General features: G+C 66.0%; 23 protein-coding genes. 13 read left to right on the plus strand and 10 right to left on the minus strand.

The window, feature by feature from the left end; translation table 11 throughout:
* Nucleotides 1-93: 93 nt before the first annotated feature.
* Genes ACOIX3_RS30855 through ACOIX3_RS30865 form a run of 3 tightly spaced genes read left to right on the plus strand, consistent with a single transcriptional unit; the run spans nt 94 to nt 1,388 of the window.
* Nucleotides 94-519, plus strand: coding sequence for a YeeE/YedE family protein (locus ACOIX3_RS30855; protein WP_420965732.1), 426 nt, complete (start codon nt 94-96; stop codon nt 517-519).
* 2 nt (nt 520-521) lie between these two features.
* Nucleotides 522-998: a DUF6691 family protein gene (locus tag ACOIX3_RS30860; protein ID WP_420965733.1), complete on the plus strand. Its 477-nt coding sequence runs from the start codon at nt 522-524 to the stop codon at nt 996-998.
* Between the two features lie 3 nt (nt 999-1,001).
* The gene (locus tag ACOIX3_RS30865) at nt 1,002-1,388 is read left to right on the plus strand and encodes a RidA family protein (protein WP_420965734.1); all 387 of its coding nucleotides are present in this window, start codon (nt 1,002-1,004) and stop codon (nt 1,386-1,388) included.
* 460 nt (nt 1,389-1,848) lie between these two features.
* On the opposite strand, the gene ACOIX3_RS30870 is transcribed toward ACOIX3_RS30865, so the two are convergent.
* Nucleotides 1,849-2,610, minus strand: a complete 762-nt coding sequence (locus tag ACOIX3_RS30870) for an SOS response-associated peptidase (RefSeq protein ID WP_420965735.1) — start codon at nt 2,608-2,610, stop codon at nt 1,849-1,851.
* 62 nt (nt 2,611-2,672) lie between these two features.
* Here ACOIX3_RS30870 and ACOIX3_RS30875 point away from each other — a divergent pair, with 62 nt between their 5' ends.
* From ACOIX3_RS30875 to ACOIX3_RS30895, 5 genes are all read left to right on the plus strand, one after another.
* Entirely contained in the window at nt 2,673-3,173 is a 501-nt protein-coding gene (locus tag ACOIX3_RS30875) for a hypothetical protein (protein WP_420965736.1), read from the plus strand.
* Nucleotides 3,174-3,217: 44 nt separating this feature from the next.
* Nucleotides 3,218-3,637: an NUDIX hydrolase gene (locus ACOIX3_RS30880; protein WP_420965737.1), complete on the plus strand. Its 420-nt coding sequence runs from the start codon at nt 3,218-3,220 to the stop codon at nt 3,635-3,637.
* Nucleotides 3,638-3,722: 85 nt separating this feature from the next.
* Nucleotides 3,723-4,100, plus strand: a complete 378-nt coding sequence (locus ACOIX3_RS30885; RefSeq protein ID WP_050424352.1) for a TIGR02301 family protein — start codon at nt 3,723-3,725, stop codon at nt 4,098-4,100.
* Complete coding sequence (locus ACOIX3_RS30890; protein WP_420965739.1) at nt 4,090-4,746, plus strand: HAD family hydrolase; 657 nt, start codon at nt 4,090-4,092, stop codon at nt 4,744-4,746. The genes ACOIX3_RS30885 and ACOIX3_RS30890 overlap by 11 nt, the downstream gene beginning before the upstream one ends.
* A gap of 155 nt (nt 4,747-4,901) precedes the next feature.
* On the plus strand, nt 4,902-5,168 hold the full coding sequence (locus tag ACOIX3_RS30895) for a hypothetical protein (RefSeq protein WP_097675200.1): 267 nt from the start codon (nt 4,902-4,904) through the stop codon (nt 5,166-5,168).
* An 11-nt stretch (nt 5,169-5,179) separates the two neighbouring features.
* On the opposite strand, the gene ACOIX3_RS30900 is transcribed toward ACOIX3_RS30895, so the two are convergent.
* Nucleotides 5,180-6,514: a dihydroorotase gene (locus ACOIX3_RS30900; RefSeq protein WP_420965740.1), complete on the minus strand. Its 1,335-nt coding sequence runs from the start codon at nt 6,512-6,514 to the stop codon at nt 5,180-5,182.
* Nucleotides 6,515-6,643: 129 nt separating this feature from the next.
* Between ACOIX3_RS30900 and ACOIX3_RS30905 the strand changes: the two genes are divergently transcribed.
* The 5 genes from ACOIX3_RS30905 to ACOIX3_RS30925 all read left to right on the plus strand — a co-directional run bounded on the left by ACOIX3_RS30905 (nt 6,644) and on the right by ACOIX3_RS30925 (nt 12,196).
* Nucleotides 6,644-7,525: a YgfZ/GcvT domain-containing protein gene (locus ACOIX3_RS30905; RefSeq protein ID WP_420965742.1), complete on the plus strand. Its 882-nt coding sequence runs from the start codon at nt 6,644-6,646 to the stop codon at nt 7,523-7,525.
* Nucleotides 7,522-8,148 carry a DNA-3-methyladenine glycosylase I gene (locus ACOIX3_RS30910; RefSeq protein WP_420965743.1) on the plus strand — a complete coding sequence of 209 codons (627 nt, stop codon included), beginning with the start codon at nt 7,522-7,524 and terminating at the stop codon, nt 8,146-8,148. The genes ACOIX3_RS30905 and ACOIX3_RS30910 overlap by 4 nt, the downstream gene beginning before the upstream one ends.
* Complete coding sequence (locus ACOIX3_RS30915; RefSeq protein WP_420965744.1) at nt 8,145-8,756, plus strand: YfbR-like 5'-deoxynucleotidase; 612 nt, start codon at nt 8,145-8,147, stop codon at nt 8,754-8,756. The genes ACOIX3_RS30910 and ACOIX3_RS30915 overlap by 4 nt, the downstream gene beginning before the upstream one ends.
* A 123-nt stretch (nt 8,757-8,879) precedes the next feature.
* On the plus strand, nt 8,880-9,386 hold the full coding sequence (locus ACOIX3_RS30920; RefSeq protein ID WP_092116044.1) for a tyrosine phosphatase family protein: 507 nt from the start codon (nt 8,880-8,882) through the stop codon (nt 9,384-9,386).
* 110 nt (nt 9,387-9,496) lie between these two features.
* Nucleotides 9,497-12,196, plus strand: coding sequence for a DUF2339 domain-containing protein (locus tag ACOIX3_RS30925; protein WP_420965745.1), 2,700 nt, complete (start codon nt 9,497-9,499; stop codon nt 12,194-12,196).
* A gap of 28 nt (nt 12,197-12,224) precedes the next feature.
* Here ACOIX3_RS30925 and ACOIX3_RS30930 read toward each other — a convergent pair whose 3' ends face one another.
* The 8 genes from ACOIX3_RS30930 to ACOIX3_RS30965 form a co-directional block, all read right to left on the minus strand.
* Nucleotides 12,225-12,458, minus strand: a complete 234-nt coding sequence (locus ACOIX3_RS30930) for a DUF6894 family protein (protein WP_050403167.1) — start codon at nt 12,456-12,458, stop codon at nt 12,225-12,227.
* Nucleotides 12,459-12,595: 137 nt separating this feature from the next.
* Nucleotides 12,596-13,174, minus strand: a complete 579-nt coding sequence (locus tag ACOIX3_RS30935) for a hypothetical protein (RefSeq protein WP_420965746.1) — start codon at nt 13,172-13,174, stop codon at nt 12,596-12,598.
* A 187-nt stretch (nt 13,175-13,361) separates the two neighbouring features.
* The gene (locus tag ACOIX3_RS30940) at nt 13,362-14,348 is read right to left on the minus strand and encodes an MDR family oxidoreductase (protein ID WP_420965747.1); all 987 of its coding nucleotides are present in this window, start codon (nt 14,346-14,348) and stop codon (nt 13,362-13,364) included.
* A gap of 46 nt (nt 14,349-14,394) precedes the next feature.
* Nucleotides 14,395-15,639, minus strand: coding sequence for an MFS transporter (locus tag ACOIX3_RS30945; RefSeq protein ID WP_420965748.1), 1,245 nt, complete (start codon nt 15,637-15,639; stop codon nt 14,395-14,397).
* A 187-nt stretch (nt 15,640-15,826) separates the two neighbouring features.
* A complete protein-coding gene (locus tag ACOIX3_RS30950) occupies nt 15,827-17,308 on the minus strand; it encodes a cell wall hydrolase (RefSeq protein ID WP_420965749.1) in 1,482 nt (493 codons plus the stop codon).
* 123 nt (nt 17,309-17,431) lie between these two features.
* Nucleotides 17,432-17,554, minus strand: coding sequence for a hypothetical protein (locus ACOIX3_RS30955; RefSeq protein ID WP_420965750.1), 123 nt, complete (start codon nt 17,552-17,554; stop codon nt 17,432-17,434).
* Between the two features lie 168 nt (nt 17,555-17,722).
* On the minus strand, nt 17,723-20,638 hold the full coding sequence (gene ppdK, locus ACOIX3_RS30960; RefSeq protein WP_420965751.1) for a pyruvate, phosphate dikinase: 2,916 nt from the start codon (nt 20,636-20,638) through the stop codon (nt 17,723-17,725).
* Nucleotides 20,639-20,729: 91 nt separating this feature from the next.
* Nucleotides 20,730-20,885: a DUF3096 domain-containing protein gene (locus ACOIX3_RS30965; RefSeq protein ID WP_084518327.1), complete on the minus strand. Its 156-nt coding sequence runs from the start codon at nt 20,883-20,885 to the stop codon at nt 20,730-20,732.
* Nucleotides 20,886-20,987 lie beyond the last annotated feature (102 nt).

Below are 20,987 nucleotides of genomic sequence, written 5' to 3' on the forward strand. Positions count from 1 at the left end.
CTATCATCGCCCATGTAGTCGCGCGACCATTGGCGCCCGCGCCCAGCGCTTTGCGCCATCGCTGAGGAGTTTGCGCAACAGGGACCCGCACCGATGCACGATTTCACCCCACTTTCCGGCCTTCTCGGCGGCGCACTGATCGGGCTCGCCGCGGCGCTGCTGATGCTGCTGACCGGGCGGATCGCCGGCGTCACCGGCATCGTCGGCGGCCTGCTCCAGCCCGATACCGCCGAGCGCGGCTGGCGCATCGCCTTTATTGCGGGGCTGATCGCGGCGCCCTTGATTGCGGCGCTATTCGGCGCGCCGCTGCCGCGGCCGGCGATGAATGCGAGCCTTGTGGTGATCGCGATCGCGGGCCTTCTGGTCGGGTTCGGCACAAGGATGGGCAATGGCTGCACCTCCGGCCACGGCGTCTGCGGCTTCGCGCGGCTGTCCGGCCGCTCGATTGCGGCCACGTTCATCTTCATGACGGCGGCGATCGTGACCGTTGCCATCGTCAGGCACGGGATCGGAGGTTAGCGATGCCCCTTCTCGCAAGCTTCGTGTGCGGCCTGATCTTCGGCGCGGGCCTTCTGATCTCGGGCATGACCGATCCGCAGAAGGTGCTCGGCTTCCTCGATCTGTTCGGCGCATGGGATGCGACGCTTGCCTTCGTGATGGCGGGTGCGGTCGCGGTCGCGGCATCAGGCTTTGCGATCGCGCGGCGGCGCACCGCGCCTGCGTTCTCGGCGCGCTTCCTCTGGCCCGACCGCAACGACATCGACGCGCCGCTGGTCGGTGGCGCAATCCTGTTCGGCATCGGCTGGGGCCTCGCCGGCATCTGCCCCGGCCCCGCGCTGGTCAATCTCGCCGGGCTCTCGCTGCCGATCGTGGTGTTCGTCGCCGCGATGCTGGCCGGCATGATCGGCCAGAATCTGTTCGGCAAGAATCTCTTGCGCCGCCGCACGCCGGCGCCGCGCCTCGGCAATCCACCTCTTCCATCTCGCGCAGACGGGTGACCCATGACTGAGATCAAGCACTTCCCTCCTCCGCCCGGCGTCACGGCGCCGCCGCTCTCGTTCGGCGCCCGCGTCGGCGAGTTGCTGTTCATCTCGGGCATTCCCGGCTTCGACGCCAACCGCGAGCTGCCCGATGGCTTCGAGGCGCAATTCGCCAACGTCGTCACCAATTTCAAGCGCGTGCTGACAGAGGCCGGCGCGACGATGCGCGATCTCGTCAAGGTCAACGTGCTGCTGACCCGCGCCAGCGACGTCGCGACGATGAACGTCCTCTATGCCGGCGCGTTCGGCCCCGCGCCCTATCCCGCGCGCACCACCTGCGTCGTGGTGGCGCTGCCCAATCCGAAGATGCTGATCGAGATCGAAGGCGTGGCACAGGTCAAGGGGTGACGGTCGTCTGTTATCGCCCGGCTCGACCGGGCGATCCAGTACGCCGCGGTCTCTCGGCTCAAGCACTAGCCTGCCTTCGCGGGTGATGACACCGCGTGATGTAGCAGCTTGAATCGAGAACCATCCTCATCGTCGTCCCTGCGAAAGCAGGGACCCATAACCACAGGCGGTCATCATTGAAAGACGGCGGAACGACGAGTCCCGTTCACAACACCCGCCGCGGAGTATGGGTCCCTGCTTTCGCAGGGACGACGATTGTTGATGCATCCCGCGCAATACATTCATCGTCGTCCTGGCGAAGGCCAGGGCCCATTACCCCACATCTCGATTGCTGCGCGACGCTGGGGTCGCGTTCCCGTTCACAATCACATTCGGTGGTTATGGGTCCTGGCTTTCGCCAGGACGACGATGCGGCTGGAGCTCAATCCCAGCGTAAGCAGCGTAGCCGTGCAGACATTCGCTAAAACAACGACCCCTGCCCGTCGTCCTCGCGCGCCGGCGCCTTGCGCGCTGCTCCCTTCTTCGCCGCCGGCGCGTCTTCCGCGGCCATTTCTTCCGCGGTCATAGGCAGCAACAATTGCGCGTCATCGTTGGCGACAGCGTTGACCCGCATCGTCACCTGGTGCCAGGCGAACTCGCCGACGTCAGGCCCCTTCAGCATCGGCTTCACGTCGTCGACATCGTTGGGCAGGCAGTCGAGCCAGCGCACGAATTGCTCGGGCCGGATCGTGACGGGCACGCGGTGATGCAGTTGCGCGAGGTCGGGGCTCGCGGGCGCAGTGACGATCGCGACTGTGTCCTGCTCCTCGCCGTTCGGTCCCATCCAGGTTTCGGCCAGCGCGGCGAAGGCGAGCGGATGGCCGTCGCGGCGATGGATGAAGAACGGCCGCTTGCGGCCGCCGGCATCGTGCCATTCGTAATAGCCGTCGGCCGGGATCAGCGCGCGGCGCCGCTTGATCGCATTCTTGAACGCCGGCTTCTCCCGCACCGTCTCGGAGCGGGCGTTGATCAGCAGCGAGAACGTGCGGGGATCCTTGACCCAGGACGGGATCAGGCCCCAGCGCATCAGTTGAAAATGCCGGCCGCCATTTTGCAGCAGCACGACCGGAATCGGCTGGGTTGGCGCAACATTATACCGCGGCGGAAAATTCGGCTGCTCGATGTAGCCGAACATCTCTCGCAAGGCCGCCGGCGGCGAGGTAATGACAAAGCGTCCGCACATATCCTGTCCAGGGTGGTATCCGTTTATTCCGCCTTAACTTGGACCGTTAAAGACTGCGACCAATGACCTCAACGGCCGCCATAGCGGGCTCTTCCCCGCGACCGACGTACCCCGACGAGGCGCGGGCGGCGCTGTTGCGCGCCGCCAACATCAATCCTCGCACCGGGCTTGCGACCGACTACCTCAATCACTTCAACGAAGCCATCATGCTGCTGGAGATGGTGCCGGACCTGCCGGAATGCGCCAGCGATTTCCTGGAATGGCAGCCACTGTCCTATGCCGAGCATTTCACCGCGTCCAACTTCAAGGCGCGCGACCTCGCGATCGAGGCCTATGAGACCGCGGACGCCCGAATCCGGGCCGAATTCGACCAGCTCACCGCCAACATGACCAGTATCCTGACCGAGGTCGGCGTGGCGATGCGGCAATTGCATCAGGACAAGAGCCGGGTCGCGCTCGCCGAGCAGGCGATCGTCTGGGTCAAGCCGCTGGTGATGCAGACCGCCGGTGTCATCAACGGCGCTGCCGAGGCCGATGTCGACCGCATCATGGCGGGCGCCTGATTTATCGGGCATGATGAAGCCCTGAAACCTGGTCACTGATTGCCTTGAGCTCTGCCGAACCTCCGATCCGCCCACAGCTCGCCGTGTCAGGCGTGATTTTCCGCGATGGCAAGGTGCTGCTGGTGCGCCGCGCCCGCTCGCCGGGCAAGGGCTTCTATTCGCTGCCGGGCGGCCGGGTCGAGTTCGGCGAGACCCTGCACGCCGCCCTGCATCGGGAGATCGACGAGGAGACCGCCCTGCGGGTCGATATCCTGGGGCTGGCCGGCTGGCGCGAGGTGCTGCCGACCGGTCCCGGCACCGGGCACTATCTGATCATGACGTTTGCGGCGCGCTGGGCCTCCCGCGAGCCTGTGCTGAACGACGAGCACGACGATTTCAAATGGCTGGCACCGGAGGAGATCGGCGATCTCAAGGTCACCGGCGGTCTCCATGAGGTCATTGCGGCCGCCCGGCGGCTGGTCTGAGGCCGGTTTCGGGGCGGTATTGGAGCCTTGCCGCCTTGCCTCGGGCGCATTGAGGGGGCATACCACGGCGATTCCGGAACCCCTGATGATCAGAGCCTTTCTCGCCGTTGTGATCCTGATGTCGGCATGCCTCGCGACGCCCGCCCGCGCGCAGGACGCGGCTGCGCCATTCGACGGCGACCTGCAGCGGCTGGCCGAGATCCTCGGCGCCCTGCACTACCTGCGCGGCATCTGCGGCTCCAACGAGGGCGCCAAATGGCGCAACGAGATGCAGGCGCTGATCGACGCCGAAACCCCCTCCGGCGACCGCCGCGCCCGCATGGTCGCCGGCTTCAACCGCGGCTACAACGGCTTCCAGCAGACCTACCGGACCTGTACGCCGGCTGCCTCGGTGGCGATCCGCCGCTACATCGAGGAAGGCTCGAAGATCTCGCGCGACCTGACGGCCCGCTATGCCAACTGAGCGCGCGATCTTCTTCGACCTCGACGGCACCCTGACCGACCCGAAGCCCGGCATCACCGGCTCGATCCAGTATGCGCTGGCCAAGCTCGGCCGGCCGGTTCCGTCGCAGGACGAGCTGACCTGGTGCATCGGGCCGCCGCTGCGCGCGAGCTTTGCCATGCTGCTCGGCGGTGAGGAGCTCGCCGACCGCGCGGTCGAGCTCTACCGCGAACGATTTGGTGATGTCGGGCTGTTCGAGAACAGCGTCTATCCCGATATCGCGGACGTGCTGGCGGAGCTGCGGCAGGCGCCGGGGCGCATCTACGTTGCGACCTCGAAGCCGCACGTGTTCGCGACGCGGATCGTCGCGCATTTCGGCCTCAGCCGGTATTTCGACCACGTGTTCGGCTCCGAGCTCGACGGAACCCGGGTCAACAAGGTCGACCTGCTGGCCTATGCGCTCGAGCAGACCGGGGCCGATCCGGCTAGGGCCGTGATGATCGGCGACCGCAGCCACGACGTGATCGGCGCTGTCAGCAACGGCATCCGCGCGATCGGCGTCACCTATGGTTACGGCACGCCGGAAGAGCTGGTCGGGGCAGGCGCCAGCCATCTGTGCGCCTCGCCGCGCGCGGTGCTGGACCATATCCACAGCTCATTTGGTTGATCGCGGCGGCGCTATCCGGAATTCCCCTTTAAATGCCGTGCCCGGCGTTAACCTTTTCGAAAGATGTGGGCTAGGCGGTACCCGCATGCGTGATAAATCTCGCGCGTCGCAGTGGTTCGCTCCTCGGACCGCGCGCATTCATTTTGCAGAGTTTCATGCGCCATCCAGCGTCTTCCCCCCATCACCAAGACCCCCGTCCCGATCACGAGCAGAAGCAGGCGGCGCTGGGCTACCTGAACGAGGCCTGGGCGGAAGCGCGTCACGACGGCGTCGATGGCGACTGCCTGGCGCAGGCGAGCCTGTTTGCGGCGCTCGCTGAGCTCGTCGGCACCTATGGCGAAGACGCGGTGGCGAAGTTCGCCGAGGGCCTCGCCGCGCGGGTGCGCAACGGCGAGTTCTCACTGGCATTGGCCAGACAGTAACCGACCAAACGCTACGGCTTCAGCGTCTCGAGGAAGCGGACCGGCTCGCCGGTCGACGGCGTCGTCACCTCGCCCTGCCACATCACGCGCTTGCCACGCACGAAGGTGCCGACCGGCCAGCCCTGCACCCGCACGCCGTCATAGGGCGTCCAGGCCGCGCGCGAGGCGATCCATTTGTTGGTGATGGTCTCGCTGCGCTTCAGATCGACCACGGTGAAGTCGGCATCGTAGCCCGCCGCGATGCGGCCCTTGCAGGCGATGTTGAACAGCCGCGCCGGACCCGCGCTGGTGAGATCGACGAACCGAGCAAGCGACAGCCGCCCGGCGTTGACGTGATCGAGCATCAACGGCACCAGCGTCTGCACGCCAGTCATGCCTGACGGCGAGGCCGGATAGGTCTTGGCCTTCTCCTCCAGCGTATGCGGGGCGTGGTCCGAACCCAGCACGTCGATAATGCCCTGCTCGATGCCGTACCAGATGCCGGCACGGTGATCGGCCGAGCGCACCGGCGGGTTCATCTGCGCCAGCGTGCCGAGCCGCTCGTAGCACTCCGGCGCGGCCATGGTGAGGTGGTGCGGCGTCGCCTCGCAGGACGCGACATCCTTGTGGTCGCGCAGATACAGGATCTCTTCCTTGGTCGAGATGTGCAGCACGTGGATGCGCTTGCCGGTCTCGCGCGCGAGCTTGACCAGGCGCTCGGTCGCCATCAGCGCCGCGGTCTCGTCGCGCCACACCGGATGCGAGCGCGGATCGCCCTCGATCCGCAGCGGCTTGCGGTCGTTGAGGCGATACTCGTCCTCGGCGTGGAATGCGGCGCGGCGCCGGATCACCTGGAAGATCCGCCGCAGGCTCTCGTCATCCTCGACCAAGAGTGCACCGGTGGAGGAGCCGATGAACACCTTGACGCCGGCGCAGCCCGGCGCGCGCTCAAGCTCCGGCAGGTCCTGCACGTTCTCGCGGGTGCCGCCGATGAAGAATGCGAAGTCGCAATGCATGCGATGGTGGCCGCGCTTGACCTTGTCGGTGAACGCCGCTTCGGTGACCGTCAGCGGGTTGGTGTTCGGCATCTCGAACACAGCGGTGACCCCGCCCATCACGGCGCTGCGCGAGCCGGTCTCGAGATCTTCCTTCTGCGTCAGCCCGGGCTCGCGGAAATGCACCTGGGTGTCCATCACGCCCGGCAGGATGTGCAGACCCTTGCAGTCGATCACCTCGCCGGCCGAAGCTTGGCCGAGCCCGCCGATCGCGGCGATGCGGCCATTGGTGACGCCGATATCGCGCACGCCCTCGCCGTCCTGATTGACCACGGTGCCGGATTTTAGAATGGTGTCGAAATGCTGATTCATCGGTCCTCGGCGCCCGCTTTCGGCTGTCGCGCGGGCCTTGTTCGGCGCACTCTAGCGCCTTAGCTTGGCAGGGGATATCCGCGCTCCGCGTGTTTCCCAAGGAACTTGGAAAAAGAGCCAATTTTGCGAATGAAAGCAGCGTTTCTTCCAGATCGCGGCGTGGTCAAAGTCTCTGGCGAGGACGCCCGCAACTTCCTCAACGGCCTCATCACGACCGATGTCGAGCAACTGGCCCCGGGGCAGGCCCGGTTTGGTGCGCTGCTGACGCCGCAGGGCAAGATCATCGTCGATTTCCTGATCACCGAGATACCCACAGGCCATGGCGGCGGCTTCCTGATCGACGCGCCGCGCCCGCTCGCCAAGGGGCTTGCCGACAAGCTCGGCTTCTACAAGCTGCGCGCCAAGGTCGTGGTCGAGAACCTCTCCGACAGTCTCGGTGTGCTGGCAGCCTGGGACGGCGAGCCGGCGGCGATCCCTGATCTCGCCTTCGCCGATCCGCGCAATGCGGCGCTCGGCTGGCGCATCCTGATCCCGGAAGATCTGAAGCAGAAACTCACTGACCTGATCGGCGCCGATCTCGTCGACAGCAGCGCCTATGAGGCGCATCGCATCGCGACCGGCGTGCCGCGCGGCGGGCTCGATTTCATGTATGGCGACGCGTTCCCGCACGAGACCAATATGGACCGCCTCAACGGCGTCGATTTCGACAAGGGTTGCTATGTCGGCCAGGAGGTGGTGTCGCGCATGCAGCATCGCGGCACGGCGCGCACCCGCACGGTGAAGATCATTCTCGACGGCCCCGCCCCCGAGACTGGCGCGACGATCCAGGCTGGCGACAAGCAGGTCGGCACCATGGGCTCGACCGCCGGCGAGAAGGGCCTCGCGCTGGTGCGCATCGATCGCGTCGCCGATGCGCTCGACGCCGGCCTGCCGCTCACCGCGGGCGGGCTCGCGCTTCACCTCGCCGATCCGGATGCTGTCCGCACCACACCCAAGAAGACCGTCGCATGAGCCGCACTGCGCAACTGCACCCCGACGGCAAGACGCGCTGCCCGTGGCCGGGCGAGGACGCGTTCTACGTCGCCTATCACGACAATGAATGGGGCGTGCCGGAATATGACGACCGCGCGCTCTATGAAAAGCTGATCCTCGACGGTTTCCAGGCCGGACTGTCCTGGATCACGATCCTGCGCAAGCGCGAGAATTTCCGCAAAGCCTTCGACGATTTCCAGCCCGAGAAGATCGCGCGCTACACCGACAAGAAGGTGCATGCGCTGATGAACGACGCCGGCATCGTTCGCAACCGCGCCAAGATCGAAGGCACGGTGGCGAGCGCCAAGTCGTATCTGGAGATCATGGAGAAGGGTCCCGGCTTCTCGAAATTCCTGTGGGACTTCGTCGACGGCAAGCCGAAGGTCAATCAGTTCAAGACCACCGCGTGCGTGCCGGCCTCGACGCCGGTCTCGATCAAGGTCTCCAAGGAGCTCGGCGCCCGCGGCTTCAAATTCGTCGGCCCCACCATCGTCTACGCCTTCATGCAGGCGACCGGCATGGTCAACGATCATCTCGTGACCTGCTTCTGCCACAAGGCCTGCAGCGGCAAGCTCCGCACACCGCGGCTCAAGAAGAAATGACTGCGCGTCGATCGACCGAGACCACTCGCGCCTGGCAGCGGATGTTGTCGGGGCGCCGGCTGGACCTGCTCGATCCGTCGCCGCTCGATATCGAGATCGTCGACATCGCGCATGGACTGGCGCGGGTCGCGCGCTGGAATGGCCAGACCTCTGGCGCGCACATCTTCTCGGTGGCCCAGCACACACTGCTGGTCGAGGCCGTGATGCGTCAGCAGATGCCGCGCGTCGATATCGGCCATCGTCTCGCGGCACTGCTGCACGACGCGCCGGAATATGTCATCGGCGACATGATCTCGCCGTTCAAGGCCGTGCTTGCCGGTGAATACAAGGTGGTGGAGAAGCGGCTTTTGGCGGCGATCCATATCCGCTTCGGCCTGCCGGCGGTGCTCGCGGACGAGATCACCCAGCAGATCAAGGCCGCTGATCGCGGCGCCGCCTATCTCGAGGCGACGCATCTGGCGGGGTTTTCGCAAGCCGAAGCCAGGCGGCTGTTCGGCCGCGATCCGGAATTGCCGGAAGCCACCGAACGCGACTATCTGACGCCGTGGACCGCTGCGAGGGCTGAAAAGCAGTTCCTCGAACGCTTCAAGACACTACACGCGTCGTAGGCGCGGCACCGCGAAGGCGGCCGCCGGTTGCGCCGCAAAACGAAGGGCCGGCATTGTGCCGCCCGGCTTTGCCCCCCCGGGAGCAGCCGTTATAGTCGGGCGCACCGATAGCCAAGGACCATCATGCTTCACGTCTGCTCGCTCGCCGCGCTCCCCGACACGGTTCGTGCCACCGGCGCCAGCCATGTGCTGACCGTGATGGCCAATGTCGATCAGGTACAGCGGCCGCCCTCCGTGCTTCCAGCCAACCATCTGAAAGTGTCGATGGACGACATCATCGAACAGATGGACGGATTCGTTGCCCCCAATGAGACGCATATCGAGCGGGTGCTGGCCTTCGTGCGCGGCTGGGATCGCCGCGCGCCGATGGTGGTGCATTGCTACGCCGGCATCAGCCGCTCGACCGCAAGCGCCTTCGCCACGGTCTGCGCGCTCAATCCGCACCGCGACGAAATGTCCATCGCCCGGCTGATCCGCGAGGCCTCGCCGATCGCGGCGCCCAACCGGCTGATCGTCAGCCTCGCCGACAAGGCGCTGGGCCGCGAGGGCCGGATGCTGCGCGCGCTCGATGCGATGGGCCCCGGCAGCATGAGCGTCGAAGGCCGGCCCTTCCACATCGACCTGGACTAGCACGGCTGGCCGCGGCCGATCGCTTGAACTTCCAGTCCTCTCAACTGCACTACTAGGTTGCGACGGGCGGCCGGCTGGCCGATGGTCCGGCGCGTCCCGCCGGAGGCCCGATGTTCGATTCGCCGTTCGAATTCCTCACGCTCGTCATTGCCATTGTCGCGATCATCTTTGCGCGCAAGGCGCTGGGCCAGATTGCGGTGCTGCAGCGCCGGCTGGATGCGGTCGAGGCCGCAGGCGTGGCCGCCGCGCGGACGGCCGTGCCGCCGCCGCTGACGCCGCTCGAGGCGTTCGAGCAGACGCTTCCGGCGGCGCCTCCCATCGCGCCACCGCCGCTGCCCGAAGCGGCGGCGAGCCAGCCGGATGCACATGCTGAGGCAGCCACGGACGCGGCTAGCGTCGCCCCACCGCCACTGCCAGAACCGCCCGCCCTGCCGCCCCCGGCGCCCGGCTTCGAGGAGACGCTCGGCACGCGCTGGGTGGTGTGGATCGGCGGCCTGACGCTCGCGCTCGGCGGCTTCTTCATGGTGCGCTATTCGATCGAGGCCGGGCTGCTCGGCCCCGGCGTGCGCACGCTGCTCGGCGGACTATTTGCGCTCGCTCTGCTCGGCGCCGGCGAGTGGGCGCGGCGCCAGGAAAGCATCTCCAATATCGCAGCGCTGCCGATCGCCAACATTCCGGCGATCCTCACCGCCGCCGGTACCGCGGTGGCGTTCGCGACCGTCTACGCCGCCTATGCGCTGTATGATTTCCTGGCGCCGGCAACCGCCTTCATCCTGCTCGGCATGGTCGCACTTGGCACGCTCGCGGCCGCGCTGCTGCACGGGCCGGCGCTGGCCGGGCTCGGCATCGTCGGCGCCTTCGTCACGCCGATCCTGGTCTCGTCCGACAAGCCGGACTTCTGGTCGCTCTACATCTATCTTGCCATCGTCACAGCGGCGGCGTTCGGCCTCGCGCGGATCCGGCTGTGGCGCTGGCTTGCGGTCACGACGATCGCCTTCGCGCTGCTGTGGACCTTCCCCTGCCTGCAATGTGGGCCGGAGATGATCGCGCCGCACGTCTTCCACGTGATCGCGGGCTTCGTGCTGGCGGCGCTGCTGGTGGTCTGCGGCTTCATGTTCGGCCCCGACGGCAAGGAGATCGAGCCGATCTCGTCCGGCTCGCTCGCGGCCTATCTGTTCGGCGCGATGCTGATCGTGCTCAACAGCGCGCATGCCGACAGCGCGATGATCGGCTTTGCGCTGCTGACGGCGGGCAGCCTTTTCGTCGCCTGGCGCGCGCCGGCCGCTGCCGGCGCGATCGTCGCCGCGTCGGCCTTCGTCTTCATCGTGTTTGGCGAGTGGGCCGTGCGCCGCAACGTCGACATGCTGGTGCTGCCGGGCGGTGCGATCCCGGGCATCGGCCCCTCCGCGACCGACGGCTCGGTCTCGCTGCATCTCGTCACTGCCGCGCTGTTCGCGGCCGCCTTCGGCATCGCCGGCTTCCTCGCGCAATTGCGCTTTGCCACCACGAAGATCACGGTGACCTGGGCCGCCGCGGCCGTGTTCACGCCGGTCGCGCTGCTGGTCGCGCTCTATGCACGCATCGCGCATCTCGATCGCTCGATCCCGTTCGCGATCCTCGCCGTGCTGCTCGCCGCCGCCTACGCGGCCGCGACCGAAGCGCTGACCCGGCGCGGCGAGCGGCCGGAGCTGTCGCCCTCGATCGCGCTGTCGGCCACCGGCGCCCTCGCCTCGCTGGCGCTGGCGCTGACCTTCGCACTCGACAAGGGCTGGCTCACCATCGCGCTGGCGCTGGTGTCGATGGGCACGGCGTGGCTGTCGGTGCAGCGGCCGATCCCGTTCCTGCGCTGGCTTGCCGCGATCCTGGCCGGCATCGTGGTGCTGCGCATCGGCTACGAGCCGCGGATCGCGGGCGACGCCGTCGGCACCACGCCGATCTTCAACTGGCTGCTGTGGGGCTATGGCGTTCCGGCGCTGTCATTCTGGGCGGGAGGCCATTTCCTGCGCCGCAATGGCGACGACGTCCCGCTGCGCATGGTCGAATCCGCTGCGATCCTGTTCACGGTGCTGCTCGCCTTCATGGAGATCCGCCACGCGGTCAACGCCGGTGACGTCTATCGCGATAGCGCCGGACTGACCGAAGTCGCGTTGCAGGTCGGCGTGACGCTCGCGTTGGCGATCGGGTTGGAGCGGCTGCGGCTGCGCAGCGGCAGCATCGTCCACAATGTCGGCGCAGTCCTGCTGACCGCGTTCGCCGGGCTTGCCAGCCTGTTCGGGTTGTTGGGGCTGGAGAACCCGATGCTGTGGTGGCAGGACGTCGGCGGCAGTTTCATCAATCTGCTGCTGCTCGGCTATGCATTGCCGGCCGTGCTGGCGTTGCTGCTGTCCTACGCGGTGGCGGGGCATCGTCCCGCTACATACGCCAACACGATCGCCGCCGGCGCGCTGGTGCTTGCGCTCGCTTACGTCACGTTCGAAATCCGCAGGCTCTATCACGGACCGGTGCTGACGCGCGGCGAGACCACGGGCGCCGAGCAATACACCTATTCGATCGCCTGGCTGATGTTCGGCGTCGTGCTGCTCGGCATCGGCATCGTCGTCAACTCGCAGCGGGCGCGGCTCGCCTCCGCTGCGGTGATCGGGCTGACGATCCTGAAGGCTTTCCTGGTCGACATGTCGACGCTCACCGGAGTCTACCGGGCGCTGTCGTTCATGTGCCTTGGCATCGTGCTGGTCGCGATCGGCTGGCTGTATCAGCGGATCCTGTTCCGCAGGCGGGTCGCTCCGCCTGTCCCGCAGGCAGAGGCTTGAAGCTTGGTGTCCTGAACGGCGAAAAGCCTCAGTCGACGGATTCGGCAACCAGCCGAATCCTGAACACGGGCTTACGGCTCTCGTCGAGCAGCTCCATGTGCCATTCGCTGTCTTGCTTCATGTTGCGCGAAATGCTGCCAAGGAAATTACCGCAGACCTTGGTCATCTCGGCCCATGCCACGTCACGGCTCTCGAACTCCGTCGCGTGATCGGACGCACCAGCGTAATCGCCATCACTGATACGGAAAAAATATTGCGCCATATGACTACTCAAATCGGTGTCCCCGTCATCCCGCCTGTCGGCGAACGCTAGGATATTGAGTAGCTATCAACGCGTGGCGACCGCCATCCGTATGACTACGGCTCGGCAGCTATTCCCGCTAACGCGCAGATGAAACGTTAGTCGGTGGAGCGGCGCAATTCCGGCGCGCTCTCGACCTTGGTGGGCTCGGCCTTGACCGGCTCGAGCTTTGCCCTTTCGACCTGCGGTGTCTCGACGCGCGACACCTCGGTCGGCGAGGCATCCGCGGATCGGGTGCGCGGGTGCAGCGAGCGCGGACGCGCCACCGCACGTGCCATCAGCATCTGCTGGCCGCCCTGGTGATGGAAATCGCAGTAGGCGAAGCCCATGCCGGAGACCGAACCGCGGAACGTGCGGTCGTCCTGCTTGTCGAGATTGAAGCACGGTTCGAACGGAATGCCCTTCAGCGAGGCGCAAACGCTCTGACCGCGGATTTGCAGCGTATTGCCGGGCAGGCGCACGTGGCGGATCGGTCCGGAGCCGGAGAACTGGATCGAGCCTGTCGCGCCGAGATCGTCGAGGATACGGCCGGCACCCCTTGTGCCGTCGAAACAGGTGAAGGCGAACACCTTGCCCGCGACGAACTTGCGGGCCTCATCGGCGTTCATGCTGCCTGCGAATGCCGGCACGACCATTGCTCCGGCCGTGACGGCCCCCAACACCAAACGCGCAAGCATGAGCTACTCCACTTACGAGCGCGGGCACCCGCTCCTTGTTGAGCATGATCCCCGCAACCGACGCTTCACGACGTCTGCGCGAGGACACCCGGCCCCCCGGGATCATGCCGCAAGTCTCTTTACCCGCTGCTTACCATACCAACCGTGGCAACATTGGAGCAGCTTGGTTGGTAAAGTCTGAACGTCCTCAGACTATTTTTACCACGATCCGGCCGCGGACCTGGCCACCGAGAATTCTTGCGCCGTACCCCATGACGTCGTCCAAGGCGATTTCATGAGTGATATCAGCCAGTTTTGCCTTGTCCAGATCGCTGGCAAGACGGCGCCAGGCGGTCCTGCGGAGCTCGATCGGGCACATCACGGAATCGATGCCGAGAAGGCACACACCCCGCAAAATGAAGGGCGCGACCGACGACGGCAGGTCCATGCCGGCCGCCAGACCGCAGGCCGCGATGGCACCGCCATACCTGGTCATCGAAAGCAGATTGGCGAGCGTGGTCGACCCGACACTGTCGACGCCGCCGGCCCAGCGCTCCTTCGCAAGCGCCTTGGGGGCGCCTGACAGCTCGGCGCGATCGATCACCTCGGTGGCACCGAGACCCTTGAGATAGTCGGCCTCCGACATCCGCCCGGTCGAGGCGATGACGTGGTAACCGAGCTTCGAGAGCACGGCGATCGCGACCGAGCCGACGCCGCCGGCGGCGCCCGTCACCACCACCGGGCCGCTCTTCGGCGTGAGACCGTGCTTCTCCAGCGCCAGTACCGAAAGCATCGCGGTATAGCCGGCGGTGCCGACCGCCATCGCGTCGCGGGCCGAAATGCCGTCCGGCAGCCGCACCAGCCAGTCGCCCTTGACGCGGGCCTTTTCCGCATAGGCGCCAAGATGGGTCTCGCCCATGCCCCAGCCGTTGCAGACGACCTTATCGCCCGCCTTCCAGTCGGGATGGCTGGAGTGTTCGACGGTACCGGCGAAATCGATGCCGGCGATCATCGGGAAGCGGCGCACCACCGGCGCCTTGCCGGTCAGCGCCAGGCCGTCCTTGTAGTTCAGCGTCGACCATTCGACGCGGACAGTGACGTCGCCGTCCATCAATTCCGCGTCGTCGAATTGGGTCAGTGCGGCGGTGGTACCCTTGTCCGCCTTGTCGATCCTGATTGCCTTGAACGTTGCCACGATGAGCACTCCCCGTAATCTTGGTTTCGGGGGAGTGTTTAACCCATCAGGCAGGCTGCGCAACCGGGCGCACGACCGGCTTTTCGACGATCGGCAGGTTGATCAGCGCCGACAGCACGCCGAACAGCACCGACAGCCACCAGATCGGCGTGTAGGAACCATACTGCTCGAACACGACGCCGCCGAGCCAGACCCCGAGGAAGCCGCCCACCTGGTGGCTGACGAAGGCGAAGCCATAGAGCGTTGAGAACCAGCGGGTGCCGAACATCAGTGCGACCAGCGCCGAGGTCGGGGGCACGCTCGACAGCCACAGCAGCCCCGAGACCGCGCCGAACGCGATCGCCGAGAACGGCGTCACCGGGAACGAGATGAAGGCGACGGTCGCCAGCGCGCGCGAAAAGTAGATCACGGAGAGCAAATAGCGCTTCGGAAAGTGGTTCTGCAGCCAGCCGACGCTGAGCGAGCCCACGATGTTGAACAGGCCGATCGCCGCGACCACCCAACCGCCGGTGGTCGCCGCAATGCCGCGGTCGGCCAGATAGGCCGGCAGATGGATCGTGATGAAGGCGAGCTGGAAGCCGCAGGTGAAGAAACCGAGCACCAGCAGCACATAGGAGCGATGGCCGAAGGCTTCGGCAAGCGCGGTCTTGAACGACTGCTGGTCGGCGGCCGGCACCTCGCCGGTCTCGGTGGGTGGCGTCACAAGCGCGAGCGAGAGCGGCACGATCAACAGCATCAGCGCGCTGAACACGACGAGCGCGGTCTGCCAGCCGAAATTGTCGATCATCGCAACGCCAAACGGTGCGAACAGGAACTGGCCGAACGAACCGGCGGCGGTGCCGGCGCCGAGCGCGATGCCGCGCTTCTCCGGCGGCAACAGCTTGCTGAACGCCGCCAGCACCAGATTGAACGACGAGCCCGACAGGCCGAAGCCGATCAGCACGCCGGCGCTGATGTCGAGCGACAATGAGGTGGTCGAGTAACGCATCAGCAGCAGGCCGGCGGCGTACAGCAAGGCGCCGACGACCATGACGCGCAGCAGGCCGAAGCGATCGGCAATGGCGCCTGCGATCGGCTGGCCGAGCCCCCACAACAGGTTCTGCAGCGCGATGGCAAGGCCGAACACGTCGCGGCCCCAGGCGAATTCGCGGCCCATCGGCTGCACGAAGAAACCGAGGCTGGAGCGCGGGCCGAAACTCAATAGCGCGATCGCGCAGCCGCAAACGATGATGACAAGCGGCGTGCGCCAGCCGCCGGACGTCGGTCGGAGATCCCCGCTGGTAACGGCCATGCTGTCCTCCCCCGCAACTGGCGGGGGAACCGCCCCGCAAAACATTACCGGGAGTTAATGCATCTGCATGGAAAGCCCAAGAGGCGGCGGAGAAAAATGTTCGCTCGCAAGGCAGCTCTGCAGAATCCGCGAGGATGACGAGCGTCATTCCGAGGCATGGCGAACCCGGAATGGAAGGCTGGAGGCGTTATCGTTTGGCGCTGGCCAGCTCGGCCGAGCTCTGGGCGGCTTCGGCGAGTTGCGCCGAGATCTTGGCGGTCTCGGCCGGATTGCCCCAGCTCGGGGCGTCGCTGCCGTCGCCCCAGGCGCGCGGGCGATAGAAGGTGTGGACGCCGAACTTGTACGTCTTCTTCATTTCACTGACCCAGGACGGCCGCACCCAATAGGCGTGGTAGTGGGTCGAGCGATCGACTTCCGGCAGCCACAATTTGCCGTCGAGGATCGCCTTCGAGATCTTCTTGGCGCGGTCCCACATGTCGGGCTCGCGGACCACGTCGGGGATGTTGTCGCAGGCGAAGGTGAACTGGCAGGCATAGTGGCGGTTCTTGTTCTGGTAGACCACGCCGCACACCGTCTCCGGATATTTGCCGGAGAAAGCGCGGTTCAGCACCACCTGGGCGACCGCGATCTGGCCGCGCACCGCTTCGCCGCGCGCCTCGAAATAGACCGCCTCGGCGAGGCACTTCTCCGACTTGGCGCGCGATTTCTCGTCGAACAGGCCGAGCCGTTCCGCCGGCGTCTTGGTGTGCTGGTCGTCGGCGTTGACCTCGCCCTTCGGCGCGATGCTCTCGCCCATCTCGCCGGCCTTGACCGGGCCGTCGGCATCGACCGGCAGTGACGCCATCACCTTCAGGTCGGGATCGGGCTGCGCTGCGGGCGCAACGACCACCGGCGCCTCGCCGGGCTGCCAGCGTTCGAGATTCTCGGGCGTGCCGAGCGACGAGCCGAAGAACAGGCTGGCGGTCTTGAATGCAAACGGGTCGCGCGCATGGGTTGCATCGGCAGGCGGCGCAGCGGCAGGCTTTGCGGGCACAGGCTTCAGGTCATCGAGCGGACTGGCCTCGAGCGACATCGACACGTCGTATTGCTGCGACGACGGCTTCACATATTGCGGCAGTGGCGGCGCCCGCAGCGCCTCCTGCAATTCGGGATCGAGCGGCGCGTTGTCGGCCGGCGCGGTCGCGGTCTTCATGCCCTTGACCGACGAATTCGATGTCGCGGGATCCTCGTTCGCCGGCGCCGGGTTCGCGGGCTGTGCAGGATCGACCTGGTCAGGCCGTCCGACGACGAGACGATCACCCTTCAGGGTGCGATCGACTTTGGGAAAATCGGATGCCTGGTAGCGCGGCGGCGTTGCTGTGATCGGGTCGCGCGTCACCGTGCCGGTGATGTCGGCGCTCGGACTGTCCAGCCGTGCGAGCAGGATTTGCGGGTCCTGCGGCGCGGAAGTTCCGATCGGACGGCCGAAGCTGTAGGTCGCGACCTGGATGGAGCCGACCGCGGAGGCGAAGACGCGCTTCTGCCAGCGCTCGGCGACGCCGGGCTGCCGGGCCAAAAGCGACGCAATATCCTGATATCCGAGCTCGGTCGGCATCAGTGCGAAGATGCCAAGACCGAGACCGAAGAGCGCAAGACGTGCGCCCTTCGGCTGGTTACGCGACACAAACATCGTACGCTCACGCAACGCTTACTGAGTGCAATCGAACGCGGTACATCCGCGCAATTCGACCTTTCCCGTTGCTAACTTGTTTAGGTTGCCGCGAAGTTAATCAGCGTTGCACGCGCGCTACACTCAAGCGATCGCGCGGGTGTTGCGCGTTGCATCACGCGCCTTGGTAAATGCGCGGCGCATGAAAGTCGTAAACACCGGGTCAACGAGGATGGTGAACAAAGTGTTGCAGGCGGTGACCGCCAACGCCTCGTCATTGCGAGGAGCGAAGCGACGAAGCAATCCATGTCGCGGCAAGCGGCACGATGGATTGCTTCGCTCCGCTCGCAATGACGCCATTTGCTGAAGCACGCGACAAAACAAAATGGCCGGGACTTGGTCCCGGCCATTGTCGTTATCGAATTGTTCGATCGCTTACGCCTGGCTGGCGATCTCCTTGCCGAGCGCGGCCTGGGCTGCGGCGAGACGCGCGATCGGCACGCGATAGGGCGAGCACGAGACGTAATCGAGCCCGACCTCGTGGCAGAACGCGACCGACGCAGGATCGCCGCCATGCTCGCCGCAGATGCCGACCTTGAGGTTCGGCCGTGTCTTGCGGCCGCGCGTCACGCCGATCCTGACCAGCTCGCCGACGCCGTCGCGATCGACCGAGATGAACGGATCGATCTCGAGGATGCCCTTGGCGACATAGGTGCCGAGGAAGCTCGCGGCGTCGTCGCGGCTGATGCCGTAGGTGGTCTGCGTCAGGTCGTTGGTGCCGAACGAGAAGAACTCCGCGGTCTCCGCCACCTCGCCCGCCATCAGGCAGGCGCGCGGCAGCTCGATCATGGTGCCGACCTGGTAGGTCAGCTTGACGCCGGTTTCCTTCATCACCGCGTTGGCCATCGCATCGATCCGCGCCTTGACCAGATCGAACTCGGCCTTGGTCGCGATCAGCGGCACCATCACCTCGAGGCCGACCGGCTTGCCGGTGCGCTTGCCGGCTTCGACGGCCGCCTCGAAGATCGCGCGGGCCTGCATCTCGGCGATCTCGGGATAGGCGATCGCGAGACGGCAGCCGCGGAAGCCGAGCATCGGGTTGAACTCGGACAGTTCGCGGGCGCGGTCGGCGAGCTTGCGCGGATCGGTGTTCATGGCGCGCGCCACTTCCTCGATCTCGGCCTGGGTATGCGGCAGGAACTCGTGCAGCGGTGGATCGAGCAAGCGGATCGTGACGGGCAGGCCCTTCATGATCTCGAACAGCTCGACGAAGTCGGCGCGCTGCATCGGCAGCAGCTTCGACAGCGCGGCGCGGCGCGACTGCTCGTCTTCGGAGAGGATCATCTCGCGCACGGTGCGGATGCGGGTCTCCTCGAAGAACATGTGCTCGGTGCGGCAGAGGCCGATGCCTTCGGCACCGAACTTCACCGCGGTGCGCGCGTCATCGGGCGTGTCGCCGTTGACGCGGACGCCAAGCTTGCGGACCTCGTCGGCCCAGCCCATCAGCGTGCCGAACTCGCCGGACAGCTCCGGCTCGATCATCGGCATGCGACCGGCCAGCACCTGGCCGACCGAGCCATCGATGGTGATGACGTCGCCGGTCTTGAAGGTGCGCGAGCCGATGCTCATGGTGCCACGGCCGTAGTCGACACGAATGGTGCCGCAGCCGGAGACGCAGGGCTTGCCCATGCCGCGCGCGACCACCGCCGCATGCGACGTCATGCCGCCGCGGGTGGTCAGGATGCCTTCCGCGGCGTGCATGCCGTGGATGTCTTCCGGGCTGGTTTCGATGCGAACCAAAATCACCTTGCGGCCGTCGGCCTGCAGCTTGGCCGCTTCGTCCGACGAGAACACGATCTCGCCCGAGGCAGCGCCAGGCGACGCCGGCAGGCCGGTCGCGATCACGTCACGCTTGGCAGCGGGATCGATGGTCGGGTGCAGCAGCTGGTCCAGCGAGGCCGGATCGATCCGCGTCACCGCATCCTTGCGGGAGATCAGGCCTTCATTGGCGAGCTCGACCGCGATGCGCAGCGCCGCCTTGGCAGTGCGCTTGCCGCCGCGGGTCTGCAGCATCCACAGCTTGCCCTGCTCGACCGTGAACTCCATGTCCTGCATGTCGCGGTAGTGTTTTTCGAGCTGCGTGTAGATCCGCGTCAGCTCCTTGAAGGCGACCGGCATCGCGGCCTCCATCGACAGCTTGTCGGAGCCGGATTCCTGGCGCGCCTCTTCGGTGATGTCCTGCGGCGTGCGGATGCCGGCGACGACGTCCTCGCCCTGCGCATTGATCAGGAACTCGCCGTACAGCTTGCTCTCGCCGGTCGACGGGTTGCGGGTGAAGGCGACGCCGGTCGCCGAGGTCTCGCCCATGTTGCCGAACACCATCGCCTGCACGTTGACCGCGGTGCCCCAGGATTCCGGGATGTCATGCAGCTTGCGGTAGGTCACCGCGCGCGCGTTCATCCAGGATGAGAACACGGCACCGATCGCGCCCCACAGCTGGGCGTGCGGATCCTGCGGGAAGTCGTGGCCGGTCTCCTTGGCGACCGCCTCCTTGTACTTGCCGACCAGCTCGACCCAGTCGTCGCCGGTGAGGTCGGTGTCGAGCGAATAGCCCTGGCCGTCCTTGAAGGTGTCGAGGATGTCCTCGAAGTGATGATGCTCGAAGCCGAGCACCACGTCCGAATACATCGTGATGAAGCGGCGATAGCTGTCATAGGCGAAGCGGCGATCGCCGGAGAGCTCGGCGAGCGCTTCGACCGTGCGGTCGTTGAGGCCGAGATTGAGCACGGTGTCCATCATGCCCGGCATCGAGGCGCGCGCGCCCGAGCGGACCGAGACCAGCAGCGGATTCTTGGCGTCGCCGAAGGTCTTGCCGGTCAGCTTGCCGACATAGTCGAGCGCCTTCTCAACCTGTGCTTTCAGTTCCTTCGGATACGTCTTGTCGTGGTCGTAGAAGTAAGTGCAGACCGAGGTCGGGAGGGTGAAGCCGGGAGGCACCGGAAGGCCGAGATTGGCCATTTCCGCGAGGTTGGCGCCCTTGCCGCCGAGCAGATTGCGCAAGGTCGCCTGGCCCTCGGCCTTGCCGTCGCCGAACGTATAGACCCACTTGCCGGCCTTGATCGCCGGCGGAGCCGCCTTTTTCGCAGCGGTGACGGCCTTTACCGGCGCCTTGCCGGCGGGCTTTGCAGCCGGCTTCGCGGTCGATTTGGCGGCGGGCTTCGGCGCCGGCTTCGGGGCGCTCTTCTTCAGCGCTTTGCGCGCCGGCGCGGCCTTCCGGGCCGGTGCCGAGGACTTTGATTTCGCTGCGGTTTTCTCGGCAGTTTTCTTGGACTTCGCGACGGCTTTGGCCATGTCAGACAACAATCCGAAAAGAGGGGTCGAAGATGCGCGCCTTACACCATTTTGGGGGGTTCCGCGCAAGCCGCGAAACCCCGCTTTCCCGCTACAGGTGCAGCCAGCGCAGCAGGCCCATTCCCACGAGCCCGACGAAGATCAGGTAGATCGCGACGATGTAGTTGAGCAGCCGCGGCATGATCAGGATCAGGATGCCTGCAATCAGAGCGACAATGTGCGGCAAATGCCCAGCGGTGATGACCATTGAAGAGTTCTCCGGCGGTTTTTGGAGGAGCGAATCGAGCGGCAGTTTATCCGCTGCGGGGGTTTCCACATCAAGACGTCCTTCACCGCCTGAGAGTTCCCG

The sequence above is a fragment of the Bradyrhizobium sp. B120 genome, assembly GCF_049075665.1.
Taxonomy (GTDB): Bacteria; Pseudomonadota; Alphaproteobacteria; order Rhizobiales; family Xanthobacteraceae; genus Bradyrhizobium.